The following is a 15,584-nucleotide window of genomic DNA, read 5'->3' as shown; positions in this document are numbered from 1 at the left end:
GGCAGGATCGCTGAGGTTATAAAATAGCTGCATGCAGTGGACACGAAGCATGGTGGATAACGGATACGGAGGGCGGCCGTTCTCGCCCTTGGGGTAATAGCGGGCGATCTTCTTTTCCATGCGTTTCCATGGGATCAGCTTATCCATTCGCTCCAGAAAGATTTCCCGGCGGGTCTTACGCTTCTTATTCTGGTATTCAGCTTCGGAGAAAGTCATCTGATCCATGGATAGTATTCCTGATGAGTGAAGTTGGCCGTATTATGACTGATTTGGGGAGTTATTCAGAGCCTCCCTAGCTCTCCACCCTCAACATATAGGGTTTCAATACCGGGGACCAAACTAACAGAATTACTAGCAGAGTCTAAGAGAAACGACTCGCCATCCTTTGATACTTTCCCAAACCCTTCAGAGCAATCTACTCTGGCCCTATCTTCGATTTTCTTATAGTACCCGAGAGTTGAAAAACGCAAATTTCCTTCGTTGATAAACTGTTCAGCGTACTTTTTATTGTCGAAGACTTTGTAAAGAGGAGTAGGAATCATTCCTAGTTACTCACGATAATGAGCATTTATAAAAGGACTGCGTAAACGGTTACCCTCACAGCTTTTCTAACTGGATGTATATTCACCTCACCCGCGATCGCCTGAGATTGATAAGGCTAATCTCATTAATTTTTTATCTCAATATGATGAACTTCTCTTCTATAAGCCACGTTATACATTCTGCAAATTCATTACGTGAGTAATTTGAGTTTGGAGCATATTCATCAATTTTTTGAGAAACGACGGCTAATTGGCTTCCATAAAGCTCGCCATAACCTGGTATTAATACATTCCCGGTATTACCTTCATCATGGTCAATTGGCTCTCCAATAATAGCGATTAAGTCTACGATAAACAGCCGTTTCGCAAATGCAGTACGGTGTTTGCTAACTAATAATGTGTCATCATTCCGATTAATAATTTCTCGTTGTATTGCATGGTTGATAGCACGCTGAATTTCGTCTAAAGAATAACCTTCTGATTCTAGCACTCTCATAACTTCGTCTTTGCGGCCACTATTAGAGCGAAATATTGCATGTTCAATATCAATGGGAACGAGAAAACCTAAATCCTGAATTTCTCGTCGTAACTTTACATGCGCCGATCTAACTTGAATGAAATCTTTAGTAGTTTCCATTCCCAGCATGTGCTGCAAGTCAGTATTGAGCGATGAGTAATAACCTGCACCGCCGAGGTATTCAAGGAATCTCGCATTAGGATATTGCTGAAGAGTTAAATGTCTTGATGCCTGCGTTTGATCGATAACCTTGTGCGAGACGCTTCCTGAATCACCTGCATAATATTGGCATTGAACAAATATGTGGGGTTGCCAGCCTTCCGTGCGGTAAGGCAATACAAAATCGTAAGCCCGTGTTTTGCTAGTGTTACCGACAACATTATGCGGATATTCAAGAATCACATCCTCGAGATTGAAGTCTACACCTCTTTCCATTCCCCAAGAAGACATCATCTCTCGAAGTCTATCTTCGGGAATGTGGCCGCCAGATGCAGAAACCGAGCCTCTCACCTTGAAGATAATAATGGGGGCCAGCAGAGCTTTTTCAGAGCCAGCATCTTCTGCCATCAATGTAAAATAGCTCTTTCCTAATGCCCAAAATTGGCGGATGCTTTCTTCGTCTTTGAGAATCGCGGTGATATATTTGCCGAGTAACCAGAGTGCTTCCTCTTCAAGATATTCCAAACCTTCATAGCTGCTATAGCAAACTAGTGCGTCTGCTATAACTTTGGCCAACTTGTCTGATTTTATAGTTCTACCAAGTGGAGCCTTCTGGAAGATACCGTTTTTGCCCTTTCTTTGGGGGAAGTCAGCTCTTTTTTCTGTTTGAGCCAGGAATACGGGAAATTGACATTTCAGGTTGTTGTCTGTTTTGCCAGTTACCATGAACAGTAATGCACAAAGTGACTCAAGTATGCCTATTGCTGAGGTGATTTTATTCTGTTCACTATCAGCTTCCGCTATGACCTGCTCAACCAGTTCAACACATGTTGCTGCAATTGCTTTTGGAGAACAGCTTTCTATTGACGCAAAGTTGTTAGTAGCTTCACCTAACCTACAAATAAGCCTATCAACTTTTGCAAGCTCCTGAGTATATTTATCAGTATCCTGAATCTCCTGCAGTGAGGGGGTAATCCATAAATCAAACTCTGCTAACTGCTCCGACAGGCTTATCTTCTTTACAGGTAATTTCATTATTAACGGTTTCTTGATTGAATATTTTTCTTGTCGCTTCGGCCATCTTTTTACTTAGTGGTGGCGCTACGGCATTTCCTACGAGTCTATAGCCAATCTCTAGCTCTTTAACACTTTCTGTTTGCGTGAAAATAAAACTATCAGGAAAGCCCTGAAGCCTTGCACATTCGCGCAAACTAAAAGGGGTATTTCTACTTGGATGAATGAAATAACGTGGATTATGGAAGTTCGTCAAAACCGTAGGGCTTGGTTCATCCCATCGTGGTCTTTTAAATAAGCCAGAGCAAAACATTGCACCTTTAAGGTCATATCCACCATTTTTCTCTTTTAAATATTCCGCTTTTACTAGACGAGTTAAACGTCTCTTTATACCGCCAAATCCACTGAGTTCTTTTATAGTTTCCTCGGATAGAGGATTTCCGTTCGGAATATTGCCATATTTCTTATGTCTTCGATTTTTACCGATAGTTTCTAAAATCTGAATATCAATGTCATCAACATCACCAAAAACTTCTGGGATATTCCATGTATAAACAGATGAACTAGAAAAGCGCACATTACAAAGCTTTTGTCCTTCTCTGATATGCGCCATGATCTTTTCTGCATCCGAACTCCATTTCTTCGTTACGCGATGATCTGGAATATTGGAGGAGAGTTCTCTAAGATCGTATATAGCATCTTTGATGGTTAGAGCGTTAGATTTGTGTTTGATAGTAATGCTATCCAAGAAGTCAGCAGTTTTAGAAGAGATAGATTCTCCGTTTCTGTCAACTGAGCAGTGAGTTTCTAAAGGCCACTCAAAATCAATATGATTTTGGTCTTCGCGAATTCCAACAAAAAATATTCTTCGTCTATATTGAGCAACACCATAGTTGACAGCGCTTAGAATACGAGCTTCCACGCTATATCCTATCTCTTCAAAGTCACTGATAATCTGTTCAAAGAATTTCCCCTTAAAGTTCTGACTTAAGCCATCAACATTTTCAGCTATGAAAATACGTGGGCGCAGGACATCAATGGCTGATTTCATTTCAAGATAAAGCAAATTTCGAGTATCGTTTTCTCGCTTCGGGCCTGCTTTGGAGAAACCCTGGCAGGGAAAACCGCCCAACACTACATCGCAGCTTCCTATATCCTTAATATCATTATGGAACTCTTCGGATGTTACATCTCTGACATAAGCTCTTTCATCGACATTGCGTTTATAGACATCAATGGCCGCAGGATCATTGTCACAGGAGTAGATGAGATTAAACCCTTCTTGCTTGAAGCCGAGATCTAGTCCCCCGCAGCCCACGAAGAGACTTACGACAGATGGAGAATAACTGCTTACTATTTGATCTACTTTTAGCATGACCTCACTTACCACAGAGAAATATTGATAGCAAAATGCATTATTGTAAGCCATCTAAGTCTAATGAACTAACAAAAAGAGCTAAAGTTATGAAAGTCATGAAGCTTAGGGGGAGAGCTAGCAATTCTCTACCCAAAAACAATCAGTCACTTTTATGGCATTAGCCCAGATAAAGATATATTCAGCTTTGATGCTTCACCAGCCTGGCTAACGTGCAGTCCAGTCGTGGACGGTGCTGTCCCATGACTTGGATGGGTATGACTGGCCGAGGCGTTCGCAATGCGGCTCACCACATCACACAAATCACTCAGCACCCGTAATACATCCGTCCCACTTCCACCGGCACCCAGAGCAATAGATGCCCCCTGTAGCGCAATAGAAGGGGCCTGAATCATCACCGAGGCATTCCCTTTTAACTGGATCACCTGAGCCTGAATTGTTCTCACAGCCGTGGCGATATCCGTATGGTTACCGGTCACATTCACAGACCGCTGGCCAGATGCCTGGCTGTCCGTCCCTTGAATGGTCAGAGTTCGGTTACCTGTTAGGCTCGTAGACTGATGTCCTTTGATGCTTTTGTTATCGTTTCCCGTAATACTGGCGTTGCGATTACACCCCACCGCTTGGTTCAGATCGCTGGCTGTAGTCAGGTTCAGATTGTCCACGGCGGACAGATTGGCATGGCCTCCGGACAACAGTTTGAGCGCGCCCAGGGCTTCCACTTTTTTGGTGCCTGCCACCATTGCCGGGCAGTGTTCCAGCACCTCCATAGAGGTGTTTTGATAGTGTTCCTGGTTATCCAGGACGTTCACTTTTCTGGTGCTGGACGTGTCGGATATGTTCCCGTGGGTTTCTCTCAACCAGTCCCCTTTGGCCGTCACTTTTTGCCTTGAGGTCTCGCTTTGCTGCCACACCATGTCCCCAGGTTTAATTCCCGGAATCCCTTGCCAATGTCCGAGCACTGTCCGAATGAACGGATGGTCCGGCAGCCCATACGCAAAGCCCACTTCTACCAACGCCCCAGGTTCCGGAAAGCCATACTGTCCCCGTTCAATCCCGGCAAACTGCACCGGCAAAGGCACCGACCGATACACCGGTAATTCCGGGTCCGGCTCGCCCTGGGGGGTGAGCATTTCAATATCGACTGCATAGCGCGGCCTGAAATCGTCGCACAGTTCCGGTTGGTTTAGGTGGTCACTGATCGCCACCACTTTGGCGAACCGGGGCAAGTGATAGTTCCCGGTCAATTCCGGAAACAACCGCAACACTATTTTTTTAATCTCTTCGTCCAAGGGTTGGGACTCCAGCTTAATAACATATGACTGTCCACCAGGTTCACTTGGTGCAGGTAATTTCTGTTGGATAAGTAAATGCCTGGGCGCAACTTCGGCACCGCCGGAATTCTGGCCCGGTTCGCCACCCCAAAGCCGTCCAGCCAGGCGGGAGGAATCTCGACCTCTCGCCCGGACCAATAGCTGTGTTGCCAGCTGCCCACATACACCTGACCGTCGCCTTGCTGTTGCCAGATCAGTTGCGGAATACTGAACACCTCCGCCATCGAATCTAGGCAGTGGTAACCACCGGTCAGGGAATAAAACGCCGACGCTTTGGTTTCGGTGTAGTTCGCTTTCGGGGTCACAAACCTAAGTCCCGTCTGGTCACTGATCGCGGCTAACACCTGTTTCAGATCCACATTGCGAAGGCTTAACGGAATTCGCCGGTTTAAGGTCGCGCTCAGCTCCCGACAAAACAGCCGCTGTTGCTGACTATCCAGCGTTGTGCAGCTCTCCACATAACCCACAAAGTAACGTTGAAGCTCCTGGGGATCATATCCCATCGAAAACCGTACAATGCCCGACAACGGGATTTCAGACTGCACGGTGAACACCGCCCGGCCCGGGCTCATCAATGACAGGCGAACCTCTTCTTTAACTAGCTTTAAAAGTTGGTCGGCCACCTCGATTTGTTTATGCAGTTTCATGCCAGGGCCTGATCCAGTTTCCCTAAGAAAGTTTCAAAGCCGGTTAACGCTTCCGCCTCTGCCGCGCTGACGGTGGCCGCACCTTCGCCCTGTTGTTCCTGAATAAGTCCTGTGGTTTGTCGTTGTTCGGCTTTCTCCGACACGCTTAGATATTCGGCCAGGGTAAAAGTCACCCGCCAGGCGTCCCGGGGGCTCAGATCCTTGGTCACCAGATTGCCGCTAAACTGCACCTGGCGAATGTTCATCGCCTGGGCGGTGTCTTCGATAATGTCGTACACCAGAAGCTTACCGGCGAGTCCACCGCTTCGGCCACCTTGACCAGTTCGGTCAGCTCTCCCGCGTGTTTCTTTTTGATCAGCAAGGACACATTCAGGGTCTTGGGTTTAATGCCCTTGTTGGCTCTATCGGTGGCGTTGGTCTGCCCACCTAATTCCTCTGTCTCAATTCTTAAGTGCCCAGACACCACCAACTCCGTACCGGGCACGGTAAATTCACTTAGTCTCATAATCCCAACACCTCTTTAAACAACGTCAGCCCGCCGGGTTCGGTCACCAACAACACCCCGGCGGCCAGTACGTTTTCATGACCGGGTAAGCCGGGGGCCTGCAACGCTTTAGCAATCCCTGACGGGGATTGATTCTCCAGGAACAAACGGAAACCGGCGGGACCAGAACACCGGGCTTTTAAAGCGGTAATGTTGTCCTCCTGTTGCTGCAACCAGCGTTGCTTTTTGGCGATCAGTTGTTGAAGCTCATCAATGGGCGTTTGGTTTTCTGCATCAAAACTTTCCATCAGACCCACCTGGGCACCGATGCCCCGCCGGATTTCCTGGGCGAGCGGATATTGGCCATGATCCCGGTCTTTCCAGTGCGGATTCAAAGCGGCATTCGGTTGAATCGTTTTTTCTGACTCCAGTACGGCCAATTGCCCCGCCCGACGCTCAGCCAGTTGCAGTTCCGGCACCGGAAACACCTGGTTAAAACTGCCTAACGCTTCTGAGAATCGGCCATATTCGGTGGCCGTCACCAAGATACACAAGGCATCACAAGGGCCTACTGGCCGTCCCTCGTCGTGTTTGTCTTGCAGCTTCTCCGCCAGACATTGCACCAAGTTGGGCGCGGACAGGTACTGATAACGCCCCTGTCCCTGGCCGATCCCTTCCAAAAACGGATGCACACACAACACCTGCCCTTTCACATTTAACAGGCCTCTCAGCTGCTCTCTGGCCTGTTGTGCCTTATCGGCTATCAAGGCCAGGGGGTTAGTAACAAAACTGGCCCCGATGCTCTCCAGGCGATTTTGAGCGGCGGATAATTCGACACTGGCGCCACTCAATACCGGGGCCACCTGATCCAACACTTGCTGACCACTGGGCGGAAACTGAAAAGGGCCTGCTTCCCATCTCATCACAGGCTTTCTCCAGGCCGTAGCGCCGCCAACTGATCGATATAGGGCTGGGCCAGCGTTTCAAAATCCTCGTCCTCGTCCGCCGCATCCAAGGCGGCTTTCCCGGTTAACCGAAACGCCCGAATCTGCAACAACAGGCTGTGCCAGGCCTCGGCGGTGGCTTCGATATTATCCGCGGCGTTTGTGGCGGTCAGTCCTGCCGCTTCGGCCCAGACCTGGATCGATGCCGGCACCTGGTCGGCGGGTCGGCCCTGGGTGTTCCAGATTTCCACTTGTTGCAACACCAGGCGGTATTCCTCATCCAGATACTGCCCGGCGCTGACGTAACGGGCGCGGGCTTCGCCGGCGGCTTCATCAATACGTTGTTTGGCCAGACGTCGAAGGATAGGCGCCGGTGGTCGCACCAGGCACGGCTGGCCCTGATCATCGGCCTGGATCTTCTGCAAATTGCCCTGGCCCTCCAATAACCGTTCGTATTCCGCTGACGTGATCTCCACCGCATCCGCGGGAATCTCTCCAGGCTCGTGGACCCCTTCCATATAAAAGCCCTGATCCGACGGGCAAAAGTAGTGCTTCATCATTAACGTCCAATCGCGATATAGGAAACGGCACAGGTGTTATCCACCGAGGGTGCCCGATCAATCTCAAAGGAGGTCCGGCTCCAGGTGACGATAGGCACTTCCTTGGTATGATCCCGGTCAATACGGTTGCCAACCACCTGATAACAGCTACTCCTGAATGCCGTTGGGAACGAGAAACGGACCGGACTGTCACTGGCGGTGGAGACCTTCCCCCACTGAATCATGATGCCCATGGACAACTTCAGATAACCGTTACTCGAATTCTTGCTGGTCTGGTCGGAATGCTTGACCAGGGCGGAAGCGTGATAGCCGTCCACCTTGTCCGAGTCCGCCGCTTTCCCATTAATTGGCAGCGCCGCTTTGGCTTTGTCATAAGCGGTCTTCACTGCCTGACTGGACGCCGCCACATGGGACGCCGTACTGGTCACCGAATCGGACAAGGTCACGTTATCGGTCCAGGCCGCCGGCACATTGACCACCCGCCCCGCATCTATGGCGTCGGTAATACGCTGGTAGCGGTCCGCCTCGATGCCAGCCAACTTGGCCGCATCGGCGGCCTGATCCTCAATGCCCAGTTTCTGCTGGATGTGGGCCAACAGGGCTTTCCCCTGGGCGGCACTTAACGGCTTATGGGGATCTTCGGAGGTTAAGTGATTGACCACATCGGCCATCTTTAACAACAGATCCCAGGCTGGCCCCTGGTCTCCCAGAACTTTGCGAAGATCGGTCACCAAACCGTCCGCCGCAATCTGGGCGATTTTGACTAAGTAATGTTGTCGCTGGTTAACATCCTGATAGTTCGCCTGGGGGTCAGTGGACAGGATCACTTGCACCTCGGGCACCACATCGGTGGCATTGCCCTGGAGCGAGACATCCAGCCAGACATCTTTGGGCAGAACCCCCGGGGTTAAGGTGATCTCTGAGCCCTGGGTAATACGTAGGCCGCCCACATAACCCCAACCGGCTTTTAACTTAAATACACCACTGTCATTCCAGACCTGGAAACCCTCGCCCATAAAGGCCTGGTCCCCATACAGATCAACATTACTTTGCCGTTCCCGCTCATCAATGCCATCCAGGCGAGCAGTAAAATCGATCTGCCAGGTATGGGCGTTTATATTGATCTGGGTCGTGGCCTGGGCATCGGTGAAGGCCAACAGGAAATTCCGCGTCAGCGTATTGCCCAACACAAAGCCATCGGACTTGCGCTTGTGCTGGGGTTCAGTCGTGGCCACCGCCACCAGGGTGTCATCCTCGGCCAGCAACCCAATCCAGTTATAATCAAAGTCCCCCACATTGGCTCCCAGCAACAAGCTATACACCACCTGGTCGGGGCTGACATAGCCATGACGGGTCACCGGTCCCTGCCACACAATCGTGTCAGGATTGGGCAAGGTGGTGTTGAGGTCCACCGGCTGGGTGGGGTCCAGGTGATCGATGTAAGCCAACACAAAGCGGTCAATAATCAGGGCCTCTCCGGCCCCTTGTTTTTGCGCGATCAGGTCACGCCCGGCGTTCAATATCGCTGGCATGAATTTGTTACTCCTCTAACCGGGCCACATCGGTGGCCCAGGTGTTGTTGAATTCGGCGACGGCGACCCCGGCAATTAACGGGGTGATAATGTCCCATTCATAGCGCCGACAGGTGCGGCCGTATTTGCTGATAATGATGTTCAATAGATCCGGATTGCGGGCCAGCTGGCCGTCCGTCACCCGTAACACAATCACGTCCCAATCCCGGTTGGCGGTGCGCTCTTCCACCTCCACATACCCCACGCCCAGGCGCGCAAAGATCCGCTTGATCCCTGCCGTACTGCCCGCGTCCACCGCGTTGGCGTAGGCGTGTTTCACCCGTAGTCGGTATAAAGATTCCGGCTCACCGGTAAAACGGCGGATATTGCGTTGCCAGGCCAACAGATCCAGCAACCCCAGAGAACAGGTGTCCGGGTCCATTTGCTGTAAGGGCCAGGACAACCAGGTTTCCACCTTGGCCCAGTAATGTCTGGCCGCCCGGGTCAGCTTGGTCAGCTGTTCGCCGCTCAACCAAAACGGTAATTGAATGTCGATCATTGAGCGGTCACCGTTAAGGATTTCAGGCGCGGCACATTCAATTCACTCACAATGTCAGAGCCTGCAAATTCAATGGAGACCAGCGCCGGAAATTCCCGGTGCAGTTCCTGGCCCAACCGGCTGAACGAAAACCGACTAAAGGGATGGGTTAACGTGGGCGCATAGTCCTGGTTTTCCCGAAAGGCGGCCCGGATAAACTGGGTAATGTCGGCGGTGATCTGGGTACGTTGCGCTTCCGTCAGCGCCTCGTTTAACCAAAGATCTGCGGTCAGGTCGTGAAAGGTTTCCGGCATCGCCGCCACCAATAGATCATCGCCGTGGCCATGGTTGCCCTCGTCGCTGATCCGGCTCTGGATCTGATCTAAAAAGCCCTGATCCGGGGTGCCCGTATCCAACAAAATATAGGCGTTGGCCGTGCCCGGCCCCCGGGGCGCTCCATGCAGGAAGTACACGTTATCCACGCTCACCCCATCGAAACTGGCCATGATCGCCGTATACACCGCGTCCGTATGCCATTGGTTCACCGCACTGAACTGGTTACGTACCCGCTCGCGTAGTTCATCATCGGTTTCCCGGTCGGCGCCGGGACGTTGCAACCAGTCCGTCGGGTTGGTCACCGCCACCCCGGGAATCGGCGTTTGCATCACCGCGTAATAGCCTGACGATAGGTTATAGCCCTGGCCTTCGGCCACGGCTTCAGCGTTCACGCGGAGGCTGTCTTCCCCATCCTGAAAGCTCTGATTTTCCAGAGTGACCAGGCTGTAAATCTGGCCATTAATATTCGCGCTCAGCACAGCGGTACCGGCGGGAATCTCCAACGTCCCGGACACTTCCGCCCGGGTAAACTGCAGAATCCCCTGGGCCTTGGCTGCGTGTTTGCGTTCCAGGTTCACCCCCCAAGCCAACAGGTCCAACATGGGACCGGTGGCGGTCTTCACAAACATCTGCGGCAACACGTTCTGGATCAACATCTGGACCAGCCAGAGCACTGGCTTGGTGACCAGGGCGGTGACAATCCGCCACCAGGGCGAATAGTCGCTGTTGTTGCTGAAGGCCACGCCCTGGGCGTTCACTTCCGCCTCCCAGTGTTGCTTTAACTCCGCCTCGGTGGTGGGAATCCCCGCCTCTTTCACAATGCGGGTAAAGGCCGCTTGCTGATCACTCATAAATAAAATTCCAAATCGCCATAGGCCAGGGTTTTGGCCGTAATCAAAAACGTCTCGGTGTCGGTGCGGGTGACTTTGGCGGTACCGGGTTTAATGCGGGTGTCGTTCTCCACCCGGGTTTCAATCCGGCTCAAGTTCAGCGCCACTTTTTCCCCGTTGCGCTCGCCGATCAGTTCCACCAACAGGCCACTTTCCCGGATCATGTGTTTGATGTCCTGGGCAATGGAGGCCCGCCCGTCCACTTCCTGGGGCACCCCAATGGCATCCAGGGCCAGATCGTTATCCACAATGTAAAGATCGATATAGTCACCCATTGTTAGGCCCCCGCCATGGCCAGCTCATCGGCCAATAAAAACCCGTTGACCGGTTGCGTGGTGTTCACTTCCAGCTTTTCCACCGTGACGCCCTGGTTCTGGTGGGTGGTCGCCTGGGTGATGTGCTGAAGCAAGCCACCGCTGGGTACCTGGCCCGGTTGAGAGGTTTGCAGCCGGGGTACCGCTGCCGTGATGGCGTCGCGTTCCTGGCGGATCTTTTCGGTGATCTCGATATCGTCCTGGGGGGCAAAGTCGAGACCGGGTAACTTGTTCAGTTTTTCCGTCACCCAATCAATGCCGTTTCCCAATCCCGCGAACGGGTTTACCTGATCGAACCAGGTCTTAAACTGGTCCCACCACTGGGGGATTTTGGCAAAGGCCTTAATCAGCGAATCCACCAAGTCCACCGCCGCCAATAAGGGCGCAAAGGCGAAGCGTAAAAAGGCATTGTCCTCGATCACCCCGCGTAACCATTGCCACTTGTCGGTGATATAAGTTAAAGCTGTCACCGCCATCACTTTCACCTCATCCCAATAGATCACCAGCGCAGCTAACGCCCCGATCAGGGCCACCACGCCCAGCACAATCCAGGTGATGGGATTGGCCAGTAGTGCCGCCGTAAACGCCCAGGTGGCGGTGATCACGCCCGCCAAGCCAGCGCTTAAGGCCGCAAAGCCCCCCGCCGCCAGGAAAGACGCGATCTGAAACAGGAACAACGCCCCCCGGGCGACCGCCAGGGCCAGCTGCCAGGCTTTGATGATCCCGGTGCCGACCAGCATCAGGGTTTGCCAACCGGCCAGCGCGAGCTTGGCCACCCCGGCAATCAAGGCAAAAGCCGATACGGCCGCGACCAGTCCGGTAATGGTCAGCACGCCAATGGCCACGACCCGGGTCAGGTTTGGAAACAACTGGGTCCAGCGCGTAATGGTGTCGGCCCCTTCGGTCAGGGACATCAGCACCGGTTGCAGAATCGGCAATAACGCCCGCCCTAAGCTGATCTTGACCGCCGTCACCCCGGCCGCCCATTGTTGCCAGGGGTCCACCATGGCCTGTGCCATTTCCCGCGCCTTGTCCATCCCAGTGACCGCGCCCAGCCGATCCAAAGAACCCGCCAGCCCGTCGGTGTTCTGTATCAGCAACTTGATCAGGCCCACCGCTTCCTGTGATCCAAAAGCGTTTTTCAGGGCGTCGGATTTGGCCACGGTGTCCAGATCCCCAAAGCGGCCCTGGATGCGGTCCAGAATCTCCACCATGGGCAATAAGCGCCCGGCACTGTCGGTAAAACTCAAGCCCAGCTCATCCTGGGCTTTGCCCACACCCGCCAAAAACGCCCGGTATTTGGTGCCGGCTTCGCTACCGCTCATGGTGGCCTGCAAGGTGCCCAGGATCGCCATTTGTTCGGCCATCGCCACACCATGGCTTTGCGCTTCCGCCCCCAGGTTGGCAAAGGCCCGGGCCATCTCCGCCCCGGTGGTCTTGAACATCTGCACCGCGTGGGCAGTCTGCCCGGTCAACATGTCCACCCATTGGGCCTTGCCCATCCGATCGGCGGTCTGTTGGAAAATCCCGTACATGGTGCCCATGTAGTCGGTGATGGTGTCGGCGTTGGATTTGGTGGCCTTGGCCAACACCCCGCTGGCTTCGGTAAAGCGCGCCAATTCGTGTCCAGTGAGTCCGGCAATCGCGCTTTGAATGTCATAACTGGATCTCACCACCTCATCGGCGACTTCCCCATAACGAATGGAAAACCGCAACGCGGTGGCCTCCAGGGTTTTCAGGTCACGCTCGACCACGCCCAGGCTTTTGACCTCGTTTAAGGCATGGTCCATGGCAATGGCCGGGCTTAAGATCGACTCCAGCGCCGCCCCGGTCGCCAACAATCCCGCCGCCCCGGCCCCGACCTGCAAAAAGCCCGATGTGGCCGTGCGGGTCAGTTGGTCGATGCGGTGCTGGATCTTGCCGGCAGTACCGCTGGCCTGGTCGATCAGGCCGACGGTGAACATCAGTTTTTCCAATTGGCGACTCATTAAAAAAATTACCCTTTCAAGGCTTTGGCAATGCCGTTGGCCACGGCGTGGGCGTGTTTTTCCCAGTAGTTGGTTTCCAGGAACAGAGCCAACCCTAAAACCTGTTCGTTCTGGGGTTGGCCGGGACACCATTTGGTGGCATAGGCGCGGAGCTGGTCGTAACCGTTATTGGAAATCTGGTCGGCGATCAGCTGCGCTTTTTTGCCACAATCCCCAGGTCCGGGGTGTACTCTTCCAGCACCGCGCCGACCAGTTGAATTTCCGCGCCGGGGTGGGTTTTCAACAACTCCAGCAAGGCGTCCTTATGCTCGGTGTCCACCGTGCTCACCAGAAAGTTATGACTGGGCGCCACCTTGTTATTGGGCGTCACACTGTTGATGTACTTGTTATAAGCTTCACGGCTGACCTGAAAGCTGAAGTCCTTGCCTGCGGCCGTCACGTCAATGGTTTGGTGTGTTTGGCTGTTCATCGTTGCTTGCTCCGTTTTGTTGCTTGATTTGTTCCCGGGATAATTCCAGGTGCTTTTGCTTATAAAACCAGTTGACCAGGAAGGTGGCCACGCCAATCAACAGACCGCCCAGGGCCACCCACTGATTGAAGGTGAGCCCCGCCATGGTGGTGATGGCAGAGGCCGCATAGTTGGTCATCACGGCGGATTTTTCGGGCATGGCGTTACCCACCTTTACGGGCTTTCAGTAAGTGGGTCAGATGCGGCGCTGCGTTGGTGATCGCCCGTTCCCCAAACAAAAAGCCCAGCACCAAAAAGTTGATCAGGATTAAGGCGCTTTGTTGTTGCTCATTCAGGCTCCAGTGACTAAACCACATCCAGTCCAGGGCCATGGCCCCAAAGCCCCACAAGGGACGCTGGCAACCCCGTAAAAACAACATCAGCGGCCCCAGTAACGGCACGCGCAATAAATCGGAAGCACTGCCCTCTAACGTTTTAATGCGATCCGTTAGCCGCTTTTCGGCTTCGTTAATCGCCTGGTCCGCCTGGCGTTGTTTTTCCAGCTCCAGATTCTGTAAGGCCAATTGAATATTGGCCTTCTCTGCCTCGCTCATGTCCGGCGGAAAATACTCCTTCACGATGCTGTAAGCGGTGGTCGCCAGATCCCCGGTGAACACCTCCACCAGGCCCTTTAACCAGCCCATAAGTCCTCCTCATCCAATAAGGTGTAGGTAAAGCGGTTGCCATAGAGCCCTGCTGCCTTGCGACAGAACGCCATCAACACATCAAAGTCGCGGACATCGGCCAGTACCTGACAACCGGCGGACCAGCGGTCCACCTGGTGACTGGTCCCGGTGGCGGTCGCTCGATGGCAGTTAATCCCAAACAGCCCTTTTTCCGTGTAGCCCTGGGCGTCCAGCTGGGCGTTGCCGTCGTTATCCCGATACACCGTGACCGGTGCGCGCTGGACCAGGGCGTCATATTTCCCCTGGTGTTTGCCCAGCGCCCAAAGCCCCGGATACTGGCCGGGTTTGACGATGGCCGTGCCTGACACATTGGCCGGATGCTCCCGCCAATAGACCCCCGGGTCCGTGGTCACCGGAAACTGAAACACATGTGTTTGGCTCCCCGTTTTAAAGGCCACATACAGGCTGTCGTTAAAGGTGTTGGCCTGACGGTCCCGGGCGCGTACCCCGACCAGGTTCAGATTGAAATCGCCCTGATCGAAAAACCGGTATCCCTGATAACAGACCGCCACTTGCAGATGTCGATAGGACAAAGGAGTCATCGCCGCCCCCGCTGCTGCTCTCTCTGGCGCTCTCGTTGAAAGTAGCCCTCACACTCCACGCACCGGGTCACCCCGCCCAAACGTTGCCGGGCTTCGGGAATGTCCGCGTCACAGTCCGCACACATTTTTAGGCTGGGCATATGGGTCACGGACTGACTTAACTGATGTCGTAATGCCGTGGTATTCAACAAATCCTGTAACTCAGTGGCGGTATCCAGATGATCAATCGCCATGCTTACACCAGATTCTCGGTTTCTTTAGCGTCCACATAGGACACGCCGTTAATCCGCACAAAATCCGGGTCCGTCACGTCATAGGCCAGTTTGTGGGTCAGCTTTTCTCCACCACTGGCATTGGCGTTTAACAGATCCGCCATACGCAGCTTGCAGCCGAAGGCCTCAATCCGCAGTTCCCCGCCACTGGTCGTGCCATTAAACACCTGGTCGAAAGGCTCCAGGGCACGGAAGCTGCCCGCACTCTTGGCCGCATCCAGGATGGTTTGCAGGTTAGTCGTATCCACGGTGATGTCCCCCGAGGCGCTGACCTCGCCATTCACATAGCCGTTGGGAATCCCCCGGGTTTTGGTGACGCTGGTGGCGTCTTCAATGGTCAGGGTGACTTCTTCCACGTGTACCAGCATGTCGCCGATCATCACGTCAATGTCTTTGCCTGACAGTCTTTGATTACTCATGTTG

The 15,584-nt window shown here is 53.1% G+C and carries 21 protein-coding genes; all 21 read right to left on the bottom strand.

Annotated features, from left to right (window positions below; all coding sequences use genetic code 11):
- Positions 1-225: IS5/IS1182 family transposase (locus tag F566_RS0131335; protein ID WP_020405225.1), on the bottom strand; the 225-nt coding region annotated here is incomplete at its 3' end.
- Positions 226-675: 450 nt separating this feature from the next.
- The gene (locus F566_RS0131325; protein ID WP_020411019.1) at positions 676-2,253 is read right to left on the bottom strand and encodes a hypothetical protein; all 1,578 of its coding nucleotides are present in this window, start codon (positions 2,251-2,253) and stop codon (positions 676-678) included.
- A complete protein-coding gene (locus F566_RS35985) occupies positions 2,201-3,607 on the bottom strand; it encodes a DNA cytosine methyltransferase (RefSeq protein WP_020411018.1) in 1,407 nt (468 codons plus the stop codon). The genes F566_RS0131325 and F566_RS35985 overlap by 53 nt, the downstream gene beginning before the upstream one ends.
- 152 nt (positions 3,608-3,759) lie before the next feature.
- Entirely contained in the window at positions 3,760-4,899 is a 1,140-nt protein-coding gene (locus tag F566_RS0131315; RefSeq protein ID WP_020411017.1) for an HAD family hydrolase, read from the bottom strand.
- Positions 4,875-5,588 carry a hypothetical protein gene (locus F566_RS0131310; RefSeq protein ID WP_020411016.1) on the bottom strand — a complete coding sequence of 238 codons (714 nt, stop codon included), beginning with the start codon at positions 5,586-5,588 and terminating at the stop codon, positions 4,875-4,877. Before F566_RS0131310 ends, F566_RS0131315 begins: the two co-directional genes overlap by 25 nt.
- Positions 5,585-5,866: a baseplate complex protein gene (locus F566_RS37820; RefSeq protein WP_245555339.1), complete on the bottom strand. Its 282-nt coding sequence runs from the start codon at positions 5,864-5,866 to the stop codon at positions 5,585-5,587. The genes F566_RS0131310 and F566_RS37820 overlap by 4 nt, the downstream gene beginning before the upstream one ends.
- The gene (locus F566_RS37815) at positions 5,830-6,093 is read right to left on the bottom strand and encodes a baseplate complex protein (protein WP_051085457.1); all 264 of its coding nucleotides are present in this window, start codon (positions 6,091-6,093) and stop codon (positions 5,830-5,832) included. Before F566_RS37815 ends, F566_RS37820 begins: the two co-directional genes overlap by 37 nt.
- Positions 6,090-6,995, bottom strand: a complete 906-nt coding sequence (locus tag F566_RS0131300; protein WP_020411015.1) for a hypothetical protein — start codon at positions 6,993-6,995, stop codon at positions 6,090-6,092. The genes F566_RS37815 and F566_RS0131300 overlap by 4 nt, the downstream gene beginning before the upstream one ends.
- On the bottom strand, positions 6,995-7,576 hold the full coding sequence (locus F566_RS35970) for a hypothetical protein (RefSeq protein WP_157497242.1): 582 nt from the start codon (positions 7,574-7,576) through the stop codon (positions 6,995-6,997). Before F566_RS35970 ends, F566_RS0131300 begins: the two co-directional genes overlap by 1 nt.
- The gene (locus F566_RS0131285) at positions 7,576-9,108 is read right to left on the bottom strand and encodes a phage tail-collar fiber domain-containing protein (RefSeq protein WP_020411013.1); all 1,533 of its coding nucleotides are present in this window, start codon (positions 9,106-9,108) and stop codon (positions 7,576-7,578) included. The genes F566_RS35970 and F566_RS0131285 overlap by 1 nt, the downstream gene beginning before the upstream one ends.
- A 7-nt stretch (positions 9,109-9,115) precedes the next feature.
- Positions 9,116-9,646, bottom strand: coding sequence for a phage tail protein (locus F566_RS0131280; RefSeq protein WP_020411012.1), 531 nt, complete (start codon positions 9,644-9,646; stop codon positions 9,116-9,118).
- Positions 9,643-10,812 (bottom strand): baseplate J/gp47 family protein, encoded by a 1,170-nt coding sequence (locus tag F566_RS0131275; protein ID WP_020411011.1) that lies wholly within the window; start codon positions 10,810-10,812, stop codon positions 9,643-9,645. The genes F566_RS0131280 and F566_RS0131275 overlap by 4 nt, the downstream gene beginning before the upstream one ends.
- Positions 10,809-11,126 (bottom strand): DUF2590 family protein, encoded by a 318-nt coding sequence (locus F566_RS0131270; protein ID WP_020411010.1) that lies wholly within the window; start codon positions 11,124-11,126, stop codon positions 10,809-10,811. Before F566_RS0131270 ends, F566_RS0131275 begins: the two co-directional genes overlap by 4 nt.
- A 2-nt stretch (positions 11,127-11,128) precedes the next feature.
- A complete protein-coding gene (locus F566_RS0131265; RefSeq protein WP_245555338.1) occupies positions 11,129-13,141 on the bottom strand; it encodes a phage tail tape measure protein in 2,013 nt (670 codons plus the stop codon).
- Positions 13,142-13,161: 20 nt separating this feature from the next.
- Positions 13,162-13,329: a DUF6890 family protein gene (locus F566_RS38410; RefSeq protein ID WP_425402019.1), complete on the bottom strand. Its 168-nt coding sequence runs from the start codon at positions 13,327-13,329 to the stop codon at positions 13,162-13,164.
- Between the two features lie 11 nt (positions 13,330-13,340).
- Complete coding sequence (locus F566_RS0131255) at positions 13,341-13,622, bottom strand: putative phage tail assembly chaperone (RefSeq protein ID WP_020411008.1); 282 nt, start codon at positions 13,620-13,622, stop codon at positions 13,341-13,343.
- On the bottom strand, positions 13,594-13,821 hold the full coding sequence (locus tag F566_RS0131250; protein WP_020411007.1) for a phage holin family protein: 228 nt from the start codon (positions 13,819-13,821) through the stop codon (positions 13,594-13,596). The genes F566_RS0131255 and F566_RS0131250 overlap by 29 nt, the downstream gene beginning before the upstream one ends.
- Before the next feature lie 4 nt (positions 13,822-13,825).
- Positions 13,826-14,305: a hypothetical protein gene (locus tag F566_RS0131245; RefSeq protein ID WP_020411006.1), complete on the bottom strand. Its 480-nt coding sequence runs from the start codon at positions 14,303-14,305 to the stop codon at positions 13,826-13,828.
- The gene (locus F566_RS0131240) at positions 14,293-14,889 is read right to left on the bottom strand and encodes a hypothetical protein (RefSeq protein ID WP_020411005.1); all 597 of its coding nucleotides are present in this window, start codon (positions 14,887-14,889) and stop codon (positions 14,293-14,295) included. Before F566_RS0131240 ends, F566_RS0131245 begins: the two co-directional genes overlap by 13 nt.
- Positions 14,886-15,122, bottom strand: coding sequence for a TraR/DksA C4-type zinc finger protein (locus tag F566_RS37460; RefSeq protein WP_020411004.1), 237 nt, complete (start codon positions 15,120-15,122; stop codon positions 14,886-14,888). Before F566_RS37460 ends, F566_RS0131240 begins: the two co-directional genes overlap by 4 nt.
- Positions 15,123-15,124: 2 nt before the next feature.
- Complete coding sequence (locus F566_RS0131230) at positions 15,125-15,580, bottom strand: phage protein (RefSeq protein ID WP_020411003.1); 456 nt, start codon at positions 15,578-15,580, stop codon at positions 15,125-15,127.
- Between the last annotated feature and the right edge of the window lie 4 nt (positions 15,581-15,584).

It is taken from the genome of Hahella ganghwensis DSM 17046 (assembly GCF_000376785.1).
Taxonomy (GTDB): domain Bacteria; phylum Pseudomonadota; class Gammaproteobacteria; order Pseudomonadales; family Oleiphilaceae; genus Hahella; species Hahella ganghwensis.
Note: the sequence above shows the minus strand (reverse complement) of the source record. Positions and strands in the feature narration are given on the sequence as shown.

What these genes read in the sequence shown, in the direction of transcription:
- F566_RS0131325 (WP_020411019.1), bottom strand. Translation starts at nt 2,253, where the DNA reads ATGAAATTACCTGTAAAGAAGATAAGCCTGTCGGAGCAGTTAGCAGAG.
- F566_RS35985 (WP_020411018.1), bottom strand. Translation starts at nt 3,607, where the DNA reads ATGCTAAAAGTAGATCAAATAGTAAGCAGTTATTCTCCATCTGTCGTA.
- F566_RS0131310 (WP_020411016.1), bottom strand. Translation starts at nt 5,588, where the DNA reads ATGAAACTGCATAAACAAATCGAGGTGGCCGACCAACTTTTAAAGCTA.
- F566_RS37815 (WP_051085457.1), bottom strand. Translation starts at nt 6,093, where the DNA reads ATGAGACTAAGTGAATTTACCGTGCCCGGTACGGAGTTGGTGGTGTCT.
- F566_RS0131300 (WP_020411015.1), bottom strand. Translation starts at nt 6,995, where the DNA reads ATGAGATGGGAAGCAGGCCCTTTTCAGTTTCCGCCCAGTGGTCAGCAA.
- F566_RS35970 (WP_157497242.1), bottom strand. Translation starts at nt 7,576, where the DNA reads ATGATGAAGCACTACTTTTGCCCGTCGGATCAGGGCTTTTATATGGAA.
- F566_RS0131285 (WP_020411013.1), bottom strand. Translation starts at nt 9,108, where the DNA reads ATGCCAGCGATATTGAACGCCGGGCGTGACCTGATCGCGCAAAAACAA.
- F566_RS0131280 (WP_020411012.1), bottom strand. Translation starts at nt 9,646, where the DNA reads ATGATCGACATTCAATTACCGTTTTGGTTGAGCGGCGAACAGCTGACC.
- F566_RS0131275 (WP_020411011.1), bottom strand. Translation starts at nt 10,812, where the DNA reads ATGAGTGATCAGCAAGCGGCCTTTACCCGCATTGTGAAAGAGGCGGGG.
- F566_RS0131270 (WP_020411010.1), bottom strand. Translation starts at nt 11,126, where the DNA reads ATGGGTGACTATATCGATCTTTACATTGTGGATAACGATCTGGCCCTG.
- F566_RS0131255 (WP_020411008.1), bottom strand. Translation starts at nt 13,622, where the DNA reads ATGAACAGCCAAACACACCAAACCATTGACGTGACGGCCGCAGGCAAG.
- F566_RS0131250 (WP_020411007.1), bottom strand. Translation starts at nt 13,821, where the DNA reads ATGCCCGAAAAATCCGCCGTGATGACCAACTATGCGGCCTCTGCCATC.
- F566_RS0131245 (WP_020411006.1), bottom strand. Translation starts at nt 14,305, where the DNA reads ATGGGCTGGTTAAAGGGCCTGGTGGAGGTGTTCACCGGGGATCTGGCG.
- F566_RS0131240 (WP_020411005.1), bottom strand. Translation starts at nt 14,889, where the DNA reads ATGACTCCTTTGTCCTATCGACATCTGCAAGTGGCGGTCTGTTATCAG.
- F566_RS37460 (WP_020411004.1), bottom strand. Translation starts at nt 15,122, where the DNA reads ATGGCGATTGATCATCTGGATACCGCCACTGAGTTACAGGATTTGTTG.
- F566_RS0131230 (WP_020411003.1), bottom strand. Translation starts at nt 15,580, where the DNA reads ATGAGTAATCAAAGACTGTCAGGCAAAGACATTGACGTGATGATCGGC.